This window comes from Rhodococcus sp. MSC1_016, from assembly GCF_023667485.2.
Classification (GTDB): Bacteria; Actinomycetota; Actinomycetes; order Mycobacteriales; family Mycobacteriaceae; genus Rhodococcus_F; species Rhodococcus_F oxybenzonivorans.
Map to the genome: position 1 here is coordinate 5,643,657 of NZ_JAMOZI020000001.1, position 17,809 is coordinate 5,661,465.

At 63.1% G+C, this 17,809-nt stretch carries 17 protein-coding genes; 9 read left to right on the forward strand and 8 right to left on the reverse strand.

Annotated elements, in window-relative coordinates; translation table 11 throughout:
• Positions 1 to 15: 15 nt before the first annotated feature.
• The 5 genes from L1080_RS26365 to dnaA form a co-directional block, all read right to left on the reverse strand.
• The gene (locus tag L1080_RS26365) at positions 16 to 576 is read right to left on the reverse strand and encodes a DUF721 family protein (protein ID WP_159918445.1); all 561 of its coding nucleotides are present in this window, start codon (positions 574 to 576) and stop codon (positions 16 to 18) included.
• On the reverse strand, positions 560 to 1,801 hold the full coding sequence (gene recF, locus L1080_RS26370) for a DNA replication/repair protein RecF (protein ID WP_250774057.1): 1,242 nt from the start codon (positions 1,799 to 1,801) through the stop codon (positions 560 to 562). Before recF ends, L1080_RS26365 begins: the two co-directional genes overlap by 17 nt.
• Positions 1,802 to 2,713 carry a phosphogluconate dehydrogenase (NAD(+)-dependent, decarboxylating) gene (gene gnd, locus L1080_RS26375; RefSeq protein ID WP_250774055.1) on the reverse strand — a complete coding sequence of 304 codons (912 nt, stop codon included), beginning with the start codon at positions 2,711 to 2,713 and terminating at the stop codon, positions 1,802 to 1,804. It lies immediately after the preceding gene.
• Positions 2,714 to 2,776: 63 nt separating this feature from the next.
• The gene (gene dnaN / locus L1080_RS26380) at positions 2,777 to 3,961 is read right to left on the reverse strand and encodes a DNA polymerase III subunit beta (RefSeq protein WP_109325305.1); all 1,185 of its coding nucleotides are present in this window, start codon (positions 3,959 to 3,961) and stop codon (positions 2,777 to 2,779) included.
• Positions 3,962 to 4,622: 661 nt separating this feature from the next.
• Positions 4,623 to 6,209 (reverse strand): chromosomal replication initiator protein DnaA, encoded by a 1,587-nt coding sequence (dnaA, locus tag L1080_RS26385; RefSeq protein ID WP_250774053.1) that lies wholly within the window; start codon positions 6,207 to 6,209, stop codon positions 4,623 to 4,625.
• Positions 6,210 to 6,915: 706 nt separating this feature from the next.
• Here dnaA and rpmH point away from each other — a divergent pair.
• From rpmH to L1080_RS26430, 9 genes are all read left to right on the forward strand, one after another.
• Positions 6,916 to 7,059 (forward strand): 50S ribosomal protein L34, encoded by a 144-nt coding sequence (gene rpmH / locus L1080_RS26390; protein WP_005263481.1) that lies wholly within the window; start codon positions 6,916 to 6,918, stop codon positions 7,057 to 7,059.
• Positions 7,060 to 7,086: 27 nt separating this feature from the next.
• Positions 7,087 to 7,452 (forward strand): ribonuclease P protein component, encoded by a 366-nt coding sequence (gene rnpA / locus L1080_RS26395; protein WP_250774051.1) that lies wholly within the window; start codon positions 7,087 to 7,089, stop codon positions 7,450 to 7,452.
• A 6-nt stretch (positions 7,453 to 7,458) separates the two neighbouring features.
• Positions 7,459 to 7,836 carry a membrane protein insertion efficiency factor YidD gene (gene yidD, locus L1080_RS26400; protein ID WP_250774049.1) on the forward strand — a complete coding sequence of 126 codons (378 nt, stop codon included), beginning with the start codon at positions 7,459 to 7,461 and terminating at the stop codon, positions 7,834 to 7,836.
• Between the two features lie 4 nt (positions 7,837 to 7,840).
• Positions 7,841 to 8,950: a membrane protein insertase YidC gene (gene yidC / locus L1080_RS26405; RefSeq protein ID WP_109334760.1), complete on the forward strand. Its 1,110-nt coding sequence runs from the start codon at positions 7,841 to 7,843 to the stop codon at positions 8,948 to 8,950.
• Positions 8,951 to 8,969: 19 nt separating this feature from the next.
• On the forward strand, positions 8,970 to 9,524 hold the full coding sequence (locus tag L1080_RS26410) for a Jag family protein (protein WP_109334759.1): 555 nt from the start codon (positions 8,970 to 8,972) through the stop codon (positions 9,522 to 9,524).
• Between the two features lie 1,780 nt (positions 9,525 to 11,304).
• A complete protein-coding gene (gene rsmG, locus L1080_RS26415) occupies positions 11,305 to 11,988 on the forward strand; it encodes a 16S rRNA (guanine(527)-N(7))-methyltransferase RsmG (RefSeq protein ID WP_250774047.1) in 684 nt (227 codons plus the stop codon).
• Between the two features lie 69 nt (positions 11,989 to 12,057).
• Positions 12,058 to 13,071, forward strand: a complete 1,014-nt coding sequence (locus tag L1080_RS26420; protein ID WP_159926747.1) for a ParA family protein — start codon at positions 12,058 to 12,060, stop codon at positions 13,069 to 13,071.
• Complete coding sequence (locus L1080_RS26425) at positions 13,068 to 14,129, forward strand: ParB/RepB/Spo0J family partition protein (RefSeq protein ID WP_159926745.1); 1,062 nt, start codon at positions 13,068 to 13,070, stop codon at positions 14,127 to 14,129. The genes L1080_RS26420 and L1080_RS26425 overlap by 4 nt, the downstream gene beginning before the upstream one ends.
• 155 nt (positions 14,130 to 14,284) lie before the next feature.
• Positions 14,285 to 14,980 (forward strand): GNAT family N-acetyltransferase, encoded by a 696-nt coding sequence (locus L1080_RS26430; protein WP_250774045.1) that lies wholly within the window; start codon positions 14,285 to 14,287, stop codon positions 14,978 to 14,980.
• A gap of 3 nt (positions 14,981 to 14,983) precedes the next feature.
• Here L1080_RS26430 and L1080_RS26435 read toward each other — a convergent pair whose 3' ends face one another.
• From L1080_RS26435 to trxB, 3 genes are all read right to left on the reverse strand, one after another.
• A complete protein-coding gene (locus L1080_RS26435) occupies positions 14,984 to 16,183 on the reverse strand; it encodes an N-acetylmuramoyl-L-alanine amidase (RefSeq protein ID WP_250774043.1) in 1,200 nt (399 codons plus the stop codon).
• Positions 16,184 to 16,351: 168 nt separating this feature from the next.
• The gene (gene trxA / locus L1080_RS26440) at positions 16,352 to 16,675 is read right to left on the reverse strand and encodes a thioredoxin (protein ID WP_109334752.1); all 324 of its coding nucleotides are present in this window, start codon (positions 16,673 to 16,675) and stop codon (positions 16,352 to 16,354) included.
• A 48-nt stretch (positions 16,676 to 16,723) separates the two neighbouring features.
• A complete protein-coding gene (trxB, locus tag L1080_RS26445) occupies positions 16,724 to 17,707 on the reverse strand; it encodes a thioredoxin-disulfide reductase (RefSeq protein WP_159926741.1) in 984 nt (327 codons plus the stop codon).
• Positions 17,708 to 17,809 lie beyond the last annotated feature (102 nt).

A 17,809-nucleotide genomic window follows, 5' to 3' on the forward strand; every position in this document is an offset into this window, starting at 1 on the left:
CGTCACCGAATCAACTCAGCCGTAGGTGTCCCTCGGCCCGCGACCGCGCACGTGTCGCTCACCCTTTCGCCAGCTCGGAGCAGAGGGGCCGGTGATACGCAGTGACTTCACGACGCCGTCACCGACGGCCGCGGCAATCTTCGCGAGTATCTGTGATTGCATCATTCGCAGCTGGGTAGCCCACGCAGTCGACTCCGCGGACACACTCAAGATTCCGTCACGAAGCCCGGTCGGCTCGGCGTGCGAGGCAATGTCCTCACCGACAACCTGCGTCCACCGACCCAGAACCGTCCCCTCGGACACCTTGGGTGCCCAGCCTCGTTGCTTCGCAATTGCGCTCGTCAGCGCACCGAACGGCTGCGGATCACGATCGTCGGGCCCCGGACCCGACCACCCACGCCGGCGACGAGCACGCAGGCTCCGAACCCCCGTTCCGGAACGCCGACCCTGGCCCACGGATTTACCGCTCGCCTTTGCGGCGGCCCGTGCCTCCTCGAGGGCGCGCCGGGCGAGGTCGACTCCCTTCAACTCCGGTTCCGGAGTCTCCGCGGGGGTGGGGTCATGACCCTCCGTCATCAGGCAGCTCCTTACTCTTGTCCGTAATCTGCGAGATCCGTCCTCGATCCGTGTCGCGGGCCTCCACACCGAACCGGACGGCCTCGAGTTCTGCGGGAACGTCCTCCGGCACCGCAGCGGTGATGAGTACCTGTTCGGCGTCCACGGCGACGCGGGCGAGCGCACTGCGACGACGCCGGTCCAGCTCGGCGAAAACGTCGTCCAGCATCAGAACCGGATCACTGCCGTCTGCTCGCAGCAACGCGAACGCCCCCAGACGCAGAGACAAGGCGAACGACCAGGACTCCCCGTGGCTCGCGAATCCCTTGGCGGGTGTGTCGCCGAGTTGCAGTTCGAGATCGTCGCGATGAGGTCCGACCAGGCACACCCCCCGCTCGATCTCCTTCGACCGCATCACCGACAACTCGTGAAGGAATCGCTCCTCGAGAAAGGCGATGTCATCAGGCGCGGGATTCCGCGACGGATCGGTGAATTCCGGCGGGAGGGACGAGCCGAGGCTCGAGCGGTAACGGATACTCGCCGGTCTGGATTCGGGAGCGAGTGATCGGTACGACTCCGCCAGATGAGGGGCGAGGTCGTGGACGAGTTGTAGCCGCCCGGCGAGCAGCTGGGCACCGTGGGCGGCCAGATGCCCATCCCACACCTCGAGGGTCGCAAGAGCGCTGGCGCCGTCCTCACTCGCGGAAGAACCGCTGCGCGAGACCCGCCGCAACGCACCACCGGCCGTCTTCAGCAGTGCCGACCGCTGTCGTAAGACACGGTCGTAGTCGGCACGCACCGCGGCCATCCGCGGGATCCGGGAAGTGAGGAGTTCATCGAGATAGCGACGCCGATCTCCCGGGTCGCCGCGAACCAAGGACAGATCCTCGGGGGCGAACAACACCGTCTGCAGGATCCCCAGAATCTCGCGCGGACGACGAGTCGGCGATCGATTGATCCGGGCCTTGTTGGACTTACCCTCGATCAGTTCGACGTCCACCGTCAGTTCCCGACCGGCGTTGACGACGGTCGCGCCCGCGAAGGCCTGTCCGGTACCCGTCCTGATCAGCGGAGCATCCGAACCGACTCGATGCGACGACAGGGTGGACAGATAGCCCAGCGCCTCGAGCACGTTCGTCTTGCCGTGCCCGTTGGGGCCGACGAAGACGGTGCACCCCGGACGCAGGTCGAGGCTCAGTGCGTCCCAGGACCGAAAGTCTCTGAGCGAGAATGCGCGGACAAACACCTATGTTCCAGAGCCGGTTTCCGGCTCGCCCGCGGCCTTCTTCACAGCGTGTCCACCGAACTGGTTACGTAGCGCGGACACCGCCTTCATTGCCGGGGAATCTTCCTGCCGCGAGGTGAAACGCGCGAACAGTGCCGCCGAGATCACGGGCGCAGGAACAGCATGGTTGATCGCTTCCTGCACCGTCCAGCGGCCCTCACCGGAATCCTCTGTGTACCCGGAGATTTCCGCGAAATCTGGGTCGTCGCCCAGCGCCTTGACCAGAAGTTCGAGCAGCCACGACCGCACGACGGTGCCCTTGGTCCAGGCGCGGAGAACACCGTGAACGTCGGTGATCAGCTCTTCGGCCTCGAGTAATTCGTATCCCTCGGCGTACGCCTGCATCAGGCCGTATTCGATGCCGTTGTGAATCATCTTCGCGTAGTGGCCGGCTCCGATCGGACCTGCGTGGACAAAGCCGTCCGCCCGCTCTCCTTCGGGGCGAAGCGCATCGAAGATCGGAAGTGCCCGTGCGACATCGGCTTCCGCGCCACCGACCATCAGCCCGTAACCGTTCTCGAGTCCCCAGACTCCGCCGGACACACCGCAGTCCAGGTAACCGATGTTCCGGGACGCCAGCATCTCGCCGTGCACACGGTCGTCGGTATATCTCGAGTTTCCACCGTCGATGACCAGGTCCCCGGACTCGAGCACGGCCGACAGCTCCGACACGGTGTCCTGGGTGATCTTTCCCGCCGGAACCATCACCCACACGACTCGCGGAGACTCGAGACGCTGCGCGAGTTCCGTCAGGGATGCCACGTCGGTGACCTCGGGACGAGGATCGTAGCCGACGACCTCGTGACCGTGCGCGCGCAGACGCTCGCGCATGTTGAATCCCATTTTCCCGAGTCCGACCAACCCGACCTGCATCGTGATCTCCCGTCCGCTCGTGAGATTTCTTCCGACAGTGGCCCTTTCGCTCCCAGCGACGCGTCAGCCGGGGAGGCGGACCGGCATCAGCAGGTAGGTGTACGCACTCTCGGGTGCCGAGAAGTTGCCGGAATCGTCCGGCTCGATCTCTTCTTCGGTGGCAGGGCGCAGCACGGCGGGACGGCTGGGGGTGGTGAAACCGAACAGCACCTCCTCGCTGTGGAGCGAGGAGAGTCCGTCGATCAGATAACCCGGGTTGAAGGCAATGGTCAGGGGCTCGCCGCGGAACACCGCGTTGAGGCCTTCCTCGGCCCGGCCCGCGTCGTCACCGCCGGCCGAGAGGAGGAGTCCCTCGGCAGAGAACTGGAGGCGGACCTGTGCGCCACGCTCCGCGACCAGCGCCACACGCTTGATGGCCTCGATGAGCGGGGCAATCGGGGCGGTCGCCATGGCGGTGTGCTCGGACGGCAGGAGCTGGCGGAATTTCGGGAACTCGGCGTCGAGGAGTCGGGTGGTGGTGCGGCGGCCGTCGTTGACGATGCCGAGGAGGCCGTCGTTGCCGACGGCGGAGCCGGAACCCAGAGCGAGCTCGACGGGCGAAGTAGCATCTCCGGCAAGAGTTTTGGCCGACTCGGACAAGGTCTTGGCAGGGATGAGGACGGCAGCCGACGTGTCGGGGTTGGTGGGCGACCACTCGAGTTGACGCACCGCGAGGCGGAACCTGTCGGTAGCGGCGAGCACGATCGTGCTCTTCTCGATCTCGACACGAATGCCCGTCAGCATCGGCAGAGTGTCGTCTCGGCCGGCAGCGACCGCCACCTGGCTGATTGCCTCGGAGAACAGGTCCGCGGGGATCGAACCAGTCTGCTGGGGCAGCTGCGGTAGCTGGGGGTAGTCCTCGACCGGCATGGTGGGCAGCGAGAACTTGGCACTTCCACAGGCGATCAGAACGCGTGTGCCTTCGAGGGTCACATCGACCGGCTTGTTCGGGAGCGCCTTCGTGATGTCAGCCAGCAACTTGCCGGACACCAGGACCTGTCCCGTACTGCCGACCTCTGCCGCAACCCGCACCTGGGCCGACACCTCGTAGTCGAATCCGGAAACCGTCAACCCTTGTTCGGTTGCGTCAAGGAGAACCCCGCCGAGAACCGGGACAGGGGGTCGCGACGGCAGACTGCGGGCGACCCATGCCACTGAATCAGCGAATTCTTCCCGGGAGACGCGAAACTTCAGGCTTCCAAGCTCCATCGCCGGGTTGTTCCTCTCGGTAGCACGGTTGGTCGGCACGGTCGAGCCGTGACCACTGGCACTGCAGTCTTTCACAGAGCGGCGATGCATAACCGTAAGCCCTCGAGGACGAACTTGAAAGCGGAACGCCCCGGTCCTCGAGTCCCCGGCGGAGGTCTGTGAACCGACTCGATCCCCAAGCCTGTTTTGAAAGAGTTTCTTAGAAGAAATATTCAGAAGTACTATTAGGTCCTGTGGAATCTGTGGACGAACGGCCTTAGGCGCTGGTCGGTCCGCACGCCGGTATGGGGAATTCTCGAGGACAAACTCGAGGACCAATCAGGCACCCGTGTGGACTACTCGAGGTTGTTCAAAGTTCTGCACGTTCTGTCCACAGAGATTCCCCGTCATCCCCACACTTATCCACAGGTGTGAATGCTTTTCCCCAGGTCTCGGCGTCGGCGTGTTGCACCGGTGTGTCGCGCGCTCGCCCGGTGCGCCCACCCTCGAGTACCCCCTCGAGGGCGACGCTCGAGCAACCCCTCGAGGGCGACCTCGAGGAAGGGCTCGAGGAGGCCCTCGAGGGACGGCTCGAGCCACCCGCCGTCGCCGGCCCAGCCTCACGAACGACTCGTGCCCCGGCAGTCGAACTACCGGGGCACGAGAAGGGCAGGGCGAAGATCTACCGCTTGGAGCGCTGCTTGATGCGGGCTGTGAGCTCCTGGACCTGGTCGTACACCTTCCGGCGTTCCGTCATCTCCTTGCGGATCTTCTTGTCCGCGTACATGACGGTGGTGTGGTCGCGGCCGAATGTCTGACCGATCTTCGGCAACGAGAGGTCTGTCAGCTCGCGGCACAGGTACATGGAGATCTGTCGCGCCTGCGCCAGCGGACGGGCCTTACCCGGGCCACACAGGTCGTCGATCGACATGTTGAAGTACTCAGCCGTCACGGCCATGATCGTCGCCGCATTGATCTCGAGACTCGACGAATCCGGCATCAGATCACGCAGGACTACCTCGGCCAGCGTGAGGTCCAGGGGCTGCCTGTTCAGGGAGGCGAAAGCGGTCACCCGGATGAGCGCCCCCTCGAGTTCCCGGATGTTCCGCTCGATCCGGCTGGCGATCAACTCGAGGACGTCGTCCGGCACCTCGAGCCGGTCCATGCGGGCCTTCTTGCTGAGGATCGCGATGCGGGTCTCGAGTTCGGGCGGCTGGACGTCGGTGATCAGGCCCCATTCGAAGCGGGTGCGGAGGCGTTCCTCCAGCGTAGCGAGCTGCTTCGGCGGTCGGTCGGAAGACACGACGATCTGCTTGTTCGCATTGTGAAGGGTGTTGAAGGTGTGGAAGAACTCCTCCTGGATACCCTCTTTACCCTCGATGAACTGAATGTCGTCGACCAGCAGCACGTCGGTCTCACGGTAGCGACGCTTGAACGCCACTTTCCGGTCGTCGCGGAGGCTGTTGATGAAGTCGTTGGTGAACTCCTCGGTGGAAACGTACTTCACCCGCATCCCTGGGAAGAGACGTTGCGCATAGTGACCGGCCGCATGCAACAGGTGGGTCTTGCCGAGGCCCGACGCGCCCCACACGAACAGCGGGTTGTAGGCGCGGGCAGGAGCCTCGGCGATGGCGACGGCGGCCGCGTGCGCGAAGCGGTTGGACGAGCCGATGACGAAAGTGTCGAAGGTGTACTTCGCGTTCAGGCTGTTGCCGCCCGTCGAAGTGGGCGCCGGGCCGGCCGGTGGTTTCGTGAAGTACGACGGCCACGATTCGTGGACACTCGCGAGCGCCTCACTGTCGTCGTCGACCTCTTCGAAGTCCGTGGTGTCGGAGTAGGGCTGGTCTTCACCGGAGCCGAATCGGCGACGGCGATAGGTGCCCGCACTGGTGGCCGAAGGCTCGAGATGCCGGGGAGTGTGCCGGTGGTCCGGTTCGGGTCGGTGGTCCCGGGGAGGAGGATCGGAGTCGGGTTCGTTGTCGACCGGGGCTGCGATCCGAACGCCGAGACCCTCCACTTGTTCACCGAGGTGCCGGCCCAGCGCGTGCAGGATCGGTTCACGAAGATCCCGTTCGATCGCTTCCTGCGCGAACGGCGACGGAACCGAGAGCAGAGCGAAACCCTGGGCCAGTGTCAAAGGTTTGACGAGTGCCAACCATGCCTTCTGGCCACGCGTCAACGGTGGCAGATCGCCACCGGGTGAATCGGACGTGAGGTCAGCGACGACGTCGATCCAGATCCGTGCGAGCGCATTCGGATCCTCGTTCACGTGGTTCCTCCCCAGTTTGTCGAGATGTCGGTGCCGTCGCCGAGGTGGAATTGGGCGTTCCCCGACCTGAGGATGGACCCCGTACGGACCTACGAATATGCCATCTGAACTGTGTTTCCACACAATTATCCACAGATGTGGACAAAGCATGGAGGACTGGTGTGAAGACGTCGTTACGAGGTGAAGATTCCAGATTTACCGCCCTGAGCTGCGGTTTTGCGCAGGACGTCTGGACGAGGGGGGTGGACCCACCCGGGATGTGACGTGCGTCAGCAACCCTCGGGGTGACCGAAGGCGGGACACCATCTGTGCCCTGTGGATGAATTGTGGTGAATGTGCAGATGAGAACGGTGAAGTCGAGAGCTGGGCACTCGATCAGGGTTCATCGGCGAGACCATGTTTCAACGCTAGCAACAGTGTCGGCAACCTCACAGCGGTTTGGCACATCGGAAGTTGGGGTGCAAGCATTTATCGAACCTCGGCGTGTCGGTCATCCCGTTCGCAGAGGAAGTGCAGGTGAGCGAGTTTGACCTGACCGGGAGTCATCAGTACTCTCGAACAGTCACCCTGTGGTGAGGTGGCGGTATCGTGCTGGATTCAGTCCAGCGGCGATGTCGTGTGTCACTGCTGGTTGACCACCTGAGTTTTCGACCATGTTAGATCCAGGACGCCGGGAGGCGTCGATGAATTTCGAGGAGTGTTGACCGTGGCCAAGGGCAAGCGGACGTTCCAGCCGAACAACCGACGCCGCGCGCGCGTTCACGGCTTCCGTCTTCGTATGCGGACCCGTGCGGGTCGTGCAATCGTTTCGGCGCGTCGCCGTAAGGGCCGCGAATCCCTCACCGCCTGATCCCGATACTGGGTTCAGGAGCTCGGGGTGTTGCCTGAGCCGTACCGATTGCGTCGTCATTCAGACTTTTCGTTGACTGTACGACGCGGTCGCCGGATGGGAAGACGCGATCTGGTTGTTCACGCATTCGACCGTGGACAGACAGATGAGCTGGTGAGTAGCGGCGGTCCACGATTTGGACTGGTTGTGAGTAAGGCTGTCGGGCCGGCGGTGATTCGACATCGAGTCGCACGCCGGCTTCGTCATATCTGCATCGATCTGGTGGGTGCTGTTCCAGCCACCATCGATGTGGTGATTCGGGCTCTTCCAGGAGCCGCGACTGCAAGTAGCCGGGATCTGGACAAGCAACTTCGTGCAGGTCTCTCCCGATTGGATCTTCTTGCGCATGAGTAACTTCGCATGAAAAGCGCACTCGACGAGTCGCGCGCCGCCGTGGCGGGTGCCGATACCCCGACGACATCCACGTGGGCGACCATCCGTGCCCTCCCGGCGCGAATCCTTATCTTTCTGATCGAGTTGTACCGGACATATGTGTCGCCCCTGAGGTTGCCGACCTGCCGGTTCACACCCACCTGTAGCGAGTACGCAGTCGAATCCCTGCGCACCCACGGGGTTCTCAAAGGTCTTGTCTTGACGGTGGTCCGGCTGGCGAAATGTGCGCCCTGGCACCCTGGTGGGTGGGATCCCGTGCCCGGTGGGCCGGATTCGGTCCCTCACCAACATGCGGGTAGCCGTCATCACTGTCCGGTGAACGTGGACGAACAGAGGAGTACATAGAGCCGTGCTCGACTTCATTTACTATCCGGTGTCCGGGATCCTGTGGGTCTGGCACAAGGTTTTCGGGGCGATTCCCTTCCTGGGACCGGACAGTGGCTTCACATGGGCCCTCTCCGTGGTGTTCCTCGTCTTCACCTTGCGCGCCATCCTGTACAAGCCCTTCGTCAAGCAGGTGCGTACGACGCGCCAGATGCAGGAACTGCAACCGCAGATCAAGGCACTGCAGAAGAAGTACGCAGGTGATCGCCAGCGGCAGGCCGTCGAGATGCAGAAGCTCCAGAAGGAGCACGGATTCAACCCGATCATGGGCTGTCTACCTGTGCTTGCTCAGGCACCTGTGTTCATCGGCCTGTTCCATGTTCTTCGGTCGTTCAACCGCACCGGCACCGGTTTCGGACAGCTCGGCATGTCGGTCGAGGACAACGCGAATACGCCGAACTACTTCTTCAGCGTCGAGGACGTCCAGTCCTTCCTGAGTGCCCGCCTTTTCGGTGCACCGATTTCGGCTGCGATCACCACCCCGTCGGATCAGCTCGAAGCGTTCGCGATCTACGGTCCGGTCCCGACCATGCTGAACATTGCAGCGGTCGCTATCCCGCTCATGGTCATCGCGAGCGTTGCGACGCACTTCAACTCCCGCGCCTCCGTTGCTCGACAGAGCCCTGAGGCCGCCGCGAACCCGCAGTCCGCGATCATGAACAAGCTTGCGCTGTGGATCTTCCCGCTGGGCGTCCTTGTCGGTGGCCCCTTCCTCCCCATCGCAATCCTTCTCTACTGGGTGAGTAACAACATCTGGACCTACGCGCAGCAGCACATCGTCTTCCGGAAGATCGATGCGGAAGAGGAAGAGAAGAAGCAGGCAGCGCTGGCTCGTCGAGCGGAGAACGCCCCGAAGCCCGGTGCACGCCCCAATCTTTCGAAGAAGAAGAAGGCTGCGGTAGACGGAGCCCCGGGCGAACCAGAGGTCGTCGACGGAGTGGTGGAAGACGACGCCTCCGAACAGTCGACGGGAACTGTGAGCGGTGACGGTTCACCGACGGGTACGTCGAAGCCGAAACCCGGTGCCCGACCTCAGACGAACCGCGGAAAGTCCCCTAAGCGCAAGCGGCGCTGATTCAGAAAAGAGAACGAGTATGGCTACTGAGCCTGACATCGCAGTGGACGGAGATGAGACAGACGTGACTGCTCCGACGCAGAACCCGGACACCGAGGTTGACTCCGATTCTGACGACTACCTCATCGAGGAAGGCGAGATCGCCGGCGACTACCTCGAGCAGCTCCTCGACGTGCTCGATTTCGATGGCGATATCGATCTGGACGTCGAAGGCGATCGAGCAGTCGTCAGTATCGACGGGGGTGACGATCTCACCAAGTTGGTCGGCCGCAAAGGTGAGGTACTCGACGCACTCCAGGAACTCACACGCCTTGCTGTGCAGCAGGCAACGGGTGAACGTAGCCGGCTGATGCTGGACATCGCTGGTTGGCGTGCCGGGCGTCGCGCCGAACTCACCGAGTTGGGTGCCTCCGCAGCACGCCGCGTGCTCGAGACCGGTGAACGGGAGGAGCTCACTCCGATGACCCCGTTCGAGCGGAAGATCGTGCACGACGCTGTTGCCAAGGTCGCGGGTGTCTCCAGCGAGAGCGAGGGCGCTGAGCCGTCGCGTCGCGTAGTCGTGATCAAGGACTGACTCAGCACACCACATTTGGAAGGCGGGCCCAGGGATACCTTGGGCCCGCCTTCTTCGTTCCGGCAGCGGCGAACGGTGTCTCTCGTTTCACGTGAAACACATCAGCCCCTCCCCTCCCCCGGCCTGAGTCGTCGCCTGAGCGGCAACGTGCAGCTGTCACTCACTGCAAGAATTGGTGACCACCCACGGCCCTCGCGCGCGACTGCTGAGCATCCGCAAACGCCGATTTTGCGAACTCGGCCTGGACCGGGACCGCCGAATAGTCCGTCCGTAGCCGAGCGAGGTGCGTGGTCGCGGCTCGACGAAGTACTGGTGCCACGTGCGTGCGGGCCTGGGGCCGGAGCGACGTCGGTTGGCGGTACCGGCGAGAGGCAGGCGTTCCGGTCGATTGAGTTTCGCTGCAGCGAGCTCGGCTACTTCCGCCGCGCCACACTTCCACCGAGGACGCCGACTACGCACGACGCGGGATCGTGATGCTCGCTTTGATCGAAGGTTTGCGTCCGGAACTTCGGAGGTGGTTGGTTTCGGTGTTGGCATGTGGACCCAGCGGCAAGCGGTCGGCGGTCCGGGATTCCTTCGGTTCAGGTGAGCCGGGCGGTGCATTACGAAAAATCGGCGAAATTTTGAGTCGGTTTTCGGCCATCCAACCACCCATCGGAGTTTCGTCACTGTGATGATTCCGATTCGGGCTTGTCGACGCGCCGCAATGGGCGCATCTCGGGATTCGTCAGGCAATCGGAGATGCAGCGTTCGTGGCGGCAGCAGCACAGGGCGGCCGACATGTGGGGTGGGCCCAGGTCTCTTCTCCGAACGCGGCAGTTGGGCAAGTTCCTCGGGTGCGGCGTCAGTCCTAGCGACATCAACGGCCACCATCGGTGGTTCCACGTGAAACATCGCTCCCCGGTGCCGACATACATTTTGAGCCGCTCGGCTGACGAGACCGCGGACACCAGAAGTCACATCGTCTCCATCCAATCCTGCCTGGTGATGGCTGAACTCGGGGCACCTGTCGCCGGCAAGAAGGCGGGCGAGAGTCTTCGCGTTCAATTCAGTGTTCGGTAGCTTCCAAGCCGCCGAGCGGGTACATCGGTTCGCGGCAGCGCCCTCATCACTTCCTGGCAGCGTGCCCAACGTTGCCCGTACCGCATACCGTTCGTCCAACCCACCGATTATCGACGTCAGGCGTGCGGGTTAATCGATCCGAGCTGAAGTTGAGGTGCGCCCCAAATCGGGGTGAAAATCTTGTAGTTGGGACGAGAGGTCCGCCTCAGCTAGTCAATGTTTCACGTGGAACCGGCGTTACTGCGGACCATCTGCGTCGAGGGTTCAAGTCCGACGCAGAGATGCGCCTCAAGTCCTAAACCGCTAGGCCGGGCCGGGCGTGCGTATCCGCAGTGAAGTCGGAGACGATCCTGAGGGCGTGTCCGCATGTTCCACGTGAAACACGGGCCGGATGCGACCCCAACTCTGGCGCCACACGGAACAGACGTTGCGACGTGTGCCCGAGCGCCGCACACAAACCCGGCACGGCACCGCTTCCCAATCGTGCACAGAAGCGGATGCCTCGGACGAACTCGAACTCTCGATCGTGGGCAAGGCGCCGAGTTGCGCGCCTACCGGACCGACGGCGTTCTCCGCTCGGACCACTCCCCTCCCCCACCGAGGGTGTGGCGGTCTGAACACTGTTCGGCGTTGCGGGTGGGTGTTAGGGGACGCAGTCGGGAATCAGGGCGGATAATGGAGAGGCTGAGTTTGTAGAAGATGAGCTCTTCGCGGGAGGATGTTTCACGTGGAACCGAATGGTGAGAAGCTGGCCGACTGGGACGAACAAGCGGCGGCTCGCCAGGTGTTCGGTGAACGATTCGACATCGCGGAGCGCTACTACAAGTCTCTGGCAAGTGACGGTGTAGAGCGTGGCCTGATCGGGCCACGAGAGGTTCCTCGCCTGTGGGAACGGCACCTTCTCAACTGTGCAGTGATCGGTGAGTTGATCGCTGAGGGCGAGTCCGTGGTGGATGTCGGCAGCGGAGCGGGACTGCCCGGTATTCCGTTGGCGATTGCCCGTCCCGACTTGCGGATCACGTTGGTCGAGCCGCTGCTGCGGCGGTCGGTGTATCTCGCCGAGTTTGTCGAATCCAACGGTTTGGATGTGTTGGTTGTTCGTGGCCGCGCGGAAGAGTCTGGCGTGGTGAAAGAAGCCGGTGGCGCGGATGTAGTCACATCACGGGCAGTGGCGCCGTTGGAAAAGTTGGCCAAGTGGTCGCTGCCGTTGATCCACGAGCATGGGAGAATGCTTGCACTGAAGGGTTCGAGCGCGGCTGACGAGATCGCCCGCGACCGTGCCGCTTTGACTCGGCTGGGTGCTGGCAAGCTGGACATCGTGGAATGTGGAGTGGGTCTTCTTCCGGTTCCTACCGTGGTGGTTCGGGCAGAGCGTGTACCGAAACGCCGTCAGCGCCGATGAGACACTCGGGCGACGGATGCGGAGTGAGTATGTCGAGTAACGAGCGATTCCCAATCGAAGGAGTAATCAATGTCGGGTGGGCCTGAATCCGCCGTTTCACGTGAAACAGTTTCACGTGAAACCGAACATCGATCCGACCACGCGACGAGCTCGGGAAATGGAGACGACGGATTCACGGCTCCGTATAACGGCATCTCCGCCGAGGAGACTCCGATTGGCGCGGCCGCGCATAGAGCCAGTCAGGTACTCCACCCCCACTCCGTGACGCTACCCAAACCGCCGGAGCGCCGGATTCTCACAATCGCCAATCAGAAGGGCGGGGTCGGCAAGACCACCAGTGCGGTCAACCTCGCCTCCGCTCTCGCAGTGCAGGGCCTGACGGTCCTTGTGATCGACCTCGACCCCCAGGGCAATGCCAGCACCGCCCTCGGAGTGGCCCACCATTCAGGCATCCCGTCGAGCTACGAACTGCTCCTGGGTGAGGTGACCGCCGCCGAGGCGATCCAAACGAGCCCACACAACGAGCGGCTCTTCTGCATTCCGGCGACCATCGACCTCGCCGGCGCCGAGATCGAGCTGGTGTCGATGGTGGCCCGCGAGGGCCGGCTGAAGGGGGCGCTGTCAGAAAAGGCGCTCCGAGATATCGACGCCGACTTCATCCTCATCGACTGCCCTCCATCGCTCGGCCTGCTGACGGTGAACGCGATGGTCGCGGCCAAGGAAGTTCTGATTCCGATCCAGTGCGAGTACTACGCGCTCGAAGGCGTTGGTCAATTGCTGCGGAACATCGAGTTGGTGCAAGCCCACCTCAATCCGGACCTGCATGTCTCGACCGTGCTACTGACGATGTATGACGGCCGCACAAAACTCGCCGACCAGGTGGCAGCGGAAGTCCGGTCCCACTTCGGAGACGCCGTCCTCCGCGCGGTAATCCCCCGAAGTGTGAAGGTCTCCGAAGCGCCCGGATACGGGATGACGGTGTTGGATTACGACCCCGGTTCACGTGGCGCGATGAGCTACCTCGACGCGGGACGTGAACTCGCAGCGCGAACAGCACAGATCACGAAGCAGGAGCAGAGATGAGTCAGACGCGTAAGGGTGGACTCGGCCGTGGATTGGCGGCGCTGATTCCGACCGGTCCCACGACGGCACCGGGACTGGGCACTGCTGCCGCCGATGTAGTGATCGGCACAGACAAGCGCCACATCCCCACCCCGCCCACCCCGAACTCGTCGACATCACCTTCCGGCAGCGACCGAGCTCCTGCATCCACGGGAAACAACGGCGATGGAGAGGTTACGAATGGGGCTGAGCCCCTCCCCTCCCCCACCGGGGCGGTGTACCGGGAAATCGCACCGAACCTGATCGTGCGCAACCCGAAGCAGCCGCGACAGGTCTTCGATGACGAGGCGCTGGCGGAACTGGTGCACTCCATCCGCGAATTCGGTTTGATGCAGCCGATCGTGGTGCGCCCGGTAGAAGACGGCAAGTTTCAATTGGTCATGGGTGAGCGCCGCTGGCGGGCCGGCCAGGAAGCCGGACTCGACACGATCCCGGCCATCGTCCGTGAGACGGGTGACGACGCGATGCTCCGCGACGCCCTCCTCGAGAACATTCATCGGGTGCAGCTCAACCCGCTCGAAGAGGCGGCCGCCTATCAGCAGCTGCTCGAAGAGTTCGAGGTGACTCACGAGGAACTGGCCGCGAAGATCGGTCGGTCCCGTCCCGTGGTGACCAACATGATCCGCCTCCTCAAGCTTCCGATTCCCGTCCAGCGCCGCGTTGCCGCGGGAGTGCTGTCCGCAGGACACGCCCGTGCACTGCTGTCTCTCGAGGCCGGCGCCGACGCGCAGGAAGTGATGGCGGCTCGAATCGTGGCGGAGGGCATGTCCGTCCGCGCCACAGAAGAAGCGGTCACCCTGGCGAACCGCAACGACGATCAGATCGCTCCTCCGCAACGCCGGAAGCCGATCCAGATGCCCGGACTACAGGACGTGGCCGAGCGACTGTCGGACTCCTTCGACACCAGGGTGACCGTCAGCCTCGGCAAGCGCAAAGGCAAGATCGTCGTCGAGTTCGGTTCGGTTGACGATCTGCAGCGAATTGTCGGAATGATGGAGGCGCAACGAGCCGATTCATGACCGTCTGGGCGAGGTAGAAGCACCCGCGGGTAATCCGTCACTGTGACAGCACCGGTGACAGCATCTCGAGGGCAGATCAGCGGGGACAACGAGCAGTGAAGATCAGAGGACAACACATGACTTGTAGTAGTGACATTTGGAGGCTGATCTAGCCAATGTCGACTCACGTCACGTCGCTCACCCTCGACGGCCTGGACAAGCTCTCCGCCCACGCTCGTCGTTGCGTCTTCTGGGAAATGGATCCCGCGGCCATCCATAGTTCGCGCGGATTCTGTGACCAGGAATTCGAGAAGGAAGCATGGCTGTCGATGGTCATGCTCGAGTGGGGTTCCTGCGGTCAGGTCGCCGTCATGGATGGAAAGCCGGTCGGCAGCGCGCTATACGCTCCCCCACGCACCGTGCCTCGGGCGCAGCTTCTGCCGACCGCTCCGGTAGGTGCCGATGCCGTCCTTCTCACCAGCTTGCGACTCGAGCCCGCCGGCGAAGAACAAAATCTGGGTGCCACCCTCATTCAGGCGGTGGTCGCTGATCTGGTGAGGCGCGGTGTCCGCGCCCTGGAGGCCTTCGGTATTCGAGACGGTGGATCGAGCGATACCGACCACTCCGGCATCGCATCGGCGACCGCTGCCATGGAATGCTCCCCCGAAGAATGCATGATCCCCGCGGAGTTTCTCGAAGACAATGGCTTCGAGATCGTCGCTCCACACCACCGGTTCCCTCGGCTGAGGCTCGAGTTGAATCGTGACCACGGGTGGAAGGAAGACGTGGAGGCTGCTCTGGAACGCCTGTTGCATACGGCATCGGTGAGCATGGTCGACATCGGTGAGCGCACCCCGGTGGGAGTGCGCTGACGGTCAGGACCGTTCAGAAGAGGACAGTTCCTCGGCAAGCAACTCAGCGAAGGTGAACGTACCGGTGGGCTGATCGTCCTGCCCGAGCAGGTACAGACGCTTCACCGAAATGAGGATGGCCTCCGCGATCGCGTCACGTGCCCGCGGATTGGACAGGACGGCAGCGTCGGACCGGTTGGTGAGATAGCCGAGATCGATCTGCACGGTCGGCATCTTGGTCAGGCGGAGCAGATCCCAGGTGCGTCCGTGCGTCCGGCAGTCCTGCAATGGGGTGCGCGCCACGATCTCCCGCTGGATGAAGCCGGTGAGAACCTGGCCGATCATCGACGTCGAACCGTGCGAGTTGCCGAAGTGGAAGCTTGCAACGCCGTTGGCAGCGGGGCTGGAGTTGCTGTCACATCGCAGGGAGATCATGAGGTCGGCGTCGAAGGCATTCGACGTGGACGCGCGTTGGATGTCCGAAGGGTTCGCGTGGTGCGGCCGGGACAGGAAGGTTTCCATCCCTGTCGCCGCCATCCGGCCCTCGAGCCGGCTGGCGAGATCCCAGAGGATGTCGGACTCCGAGATGGTGCCGTACGGGGAATGGACGATCGTGCCGTAGGTGTCCCCACCGAGACCGGGGTCGATGACGATGCGCTTGCCGCTGAGCTGCGGACCGGAGCTGCGAACCATTTCTTCTTCGCTCATCGCGTGGGGCGAACCACCGGTGACCCGGGTACCGAGCAACTCGAGCGAACGGAGGGTGGCAGGGCCGCAGATTCCGTCGGCGGCGATCCCGATCTCCCGCTGGAACGACGACAGCGATTCGTGGGTCTGCGGTCCGAAGAATCCGTCGACTCGGCCGACGTAGAACCCGAGGTCCTGCAGCCGTGTCTGCAACGTAGCGACGTCGTCCCCGTATAGGGGTGCAGACAGTTGGTAGATCAGCGTGCGTGCGCCCAGGCGGTAGGACGCCTCTTTCATGGACCGATAGGTGGCCGGCCCCACAACTCCGTCCACGAGGAGCCCACGTTGCTGCTGGAAGGCTCGTACGGCGCTGTCGAGGTGGTGGTCGAAGACGGCGTCGGGCGCAATCCAGTGCGAACCGTTGTTGGTGTCGTGGCGAGTGTCGGCGACACCGTCGTGGAGGAACCCGAGACCGGCGAGAGTGCCCCGAATCTCAGCGACGGCCGGACCATGGTCGCCGTGACGGAGTCGGTGCATGTTCGGGCCTCTCAGTCTGATTCCACGGCCGTGTGTATCACTACAGCACAGCTCTCTACAAACGAGTCGATCGATGTGTCCCGTTCGCGGATGCGACAGGAGCACATCGATCGATTGTCTCAGAGATTCCCACAAAATCGGGAATCGGGCAGGCTGTTCAGGTGTCGATCAGAGAACGTCGGCCAGCTCTTTCAGCAGCGCAGCCTTGCCCTTCGTGCCGACGATGGTGTTGATCGGCTTGCCGTCCTTGAACAGGATCAGCGTGGGGATCGACATCACCTGGAAGTCGCGGGCGGCACCCGGGTTCGCGTCGATGTCGAGCTTCGCGATCGTCAGCTTGTCGCTGTGCTCGCCGGCAATTTCCTCCAGCACGGGAGCGATCATCTTGCACGGGCCGCACCAGGTAGCCCAGAAATCGACGAGCACAGGCTTGTCGCTGCCCAGCACATCCTGTTGGAACGAATCATCGGTGATGGTGACGGTGTTCGACACGGGAAATCCCCTTACTCGACGGATAAAACTTGGACGATCGTGGACAACTCAGGCGTCGACCGGTGCACCGGCGGCCTCGACGGTGTTCGCGGTGATATCGCCGCGCTCGGCGAGCCAACGCTCGGCGTCGATGGCCGCGGAACATCCGGTGCCGGCTGCGGTGATCGCCTGACGGTAGGTGTGGTCTACCAGGTCACCGGCAGCGAAGACACCGTCCAGCGAGGTGGCGGTGGTCGGCGTCTGCACCCGTACGTAACCGGCCTCGTCGACGTCGACCTGACCCTTGACGAGTTCACTGCGCGGGTCGTGACCGATGGCCACGAACATTCCGGTGACGGGAAGCGTGGACTGCTCACCGGTGACGGTGTCGCGCACGACCAAACCGGTGACGCTGTTCTCCCCCAGCACCTCGATCGGTTCTGCGTTGGTGACGAACCGGATCTTCTCGTTCGACTTGGCGCGCTCGAGCATGATGCGGGACGCCCGGAACTCCTCACGGCGGTGGACCACCGTGACACTGCGGGCGAACCTGGTGAGGAAGGTCGCTTCTTCCATTGCGGAGTCGCCACCACCGACGACCACGATGTCTTGGTCCTTGAAGAAGAAGCCATCACAGGTGGCGCAGGCGCTGACGCCGCGGCCCAGGAGCTTCTCCTCGCCGGGGATGCCGAGGTATCGGGCAGCCGCGCCCATCGCGAGTACGACCGCATGTGCCTGATAGGTCTCGCCACCGACGACGACCTTCTTGATCGGCCCGGTCAGATCGAGTTCCTCGACGTCCTCGGTACGGATGTCGGCGCCGAAGCGCTTGGCCTGCTCGCGCATCTCGTCCATCAGGTCGGGGCCCATGATTCCTTGCCGGAATCCGGGGAAGTTCTCGACCTCGGTCGTCGTCATCAGAGCACCGCCGAACTGGGTGCCCTCGAAGAGCAGCGGTTCGAGTTCCGCCCGCGCCGCGTAGACGGCTGCGGTATATCCGGCAGGTCCCGAACCAACGATGATGAGTTCATGAACCGTCGATGGAGTGGTCATGCGGGCCTTCCGATAGGGAGCGTGCACAGTCGAATTGATCAACACCAGACTAAAGGGTGTTGTTCCCGGACTGTAGGTGATACCGATCGCTCCTCCACGGGC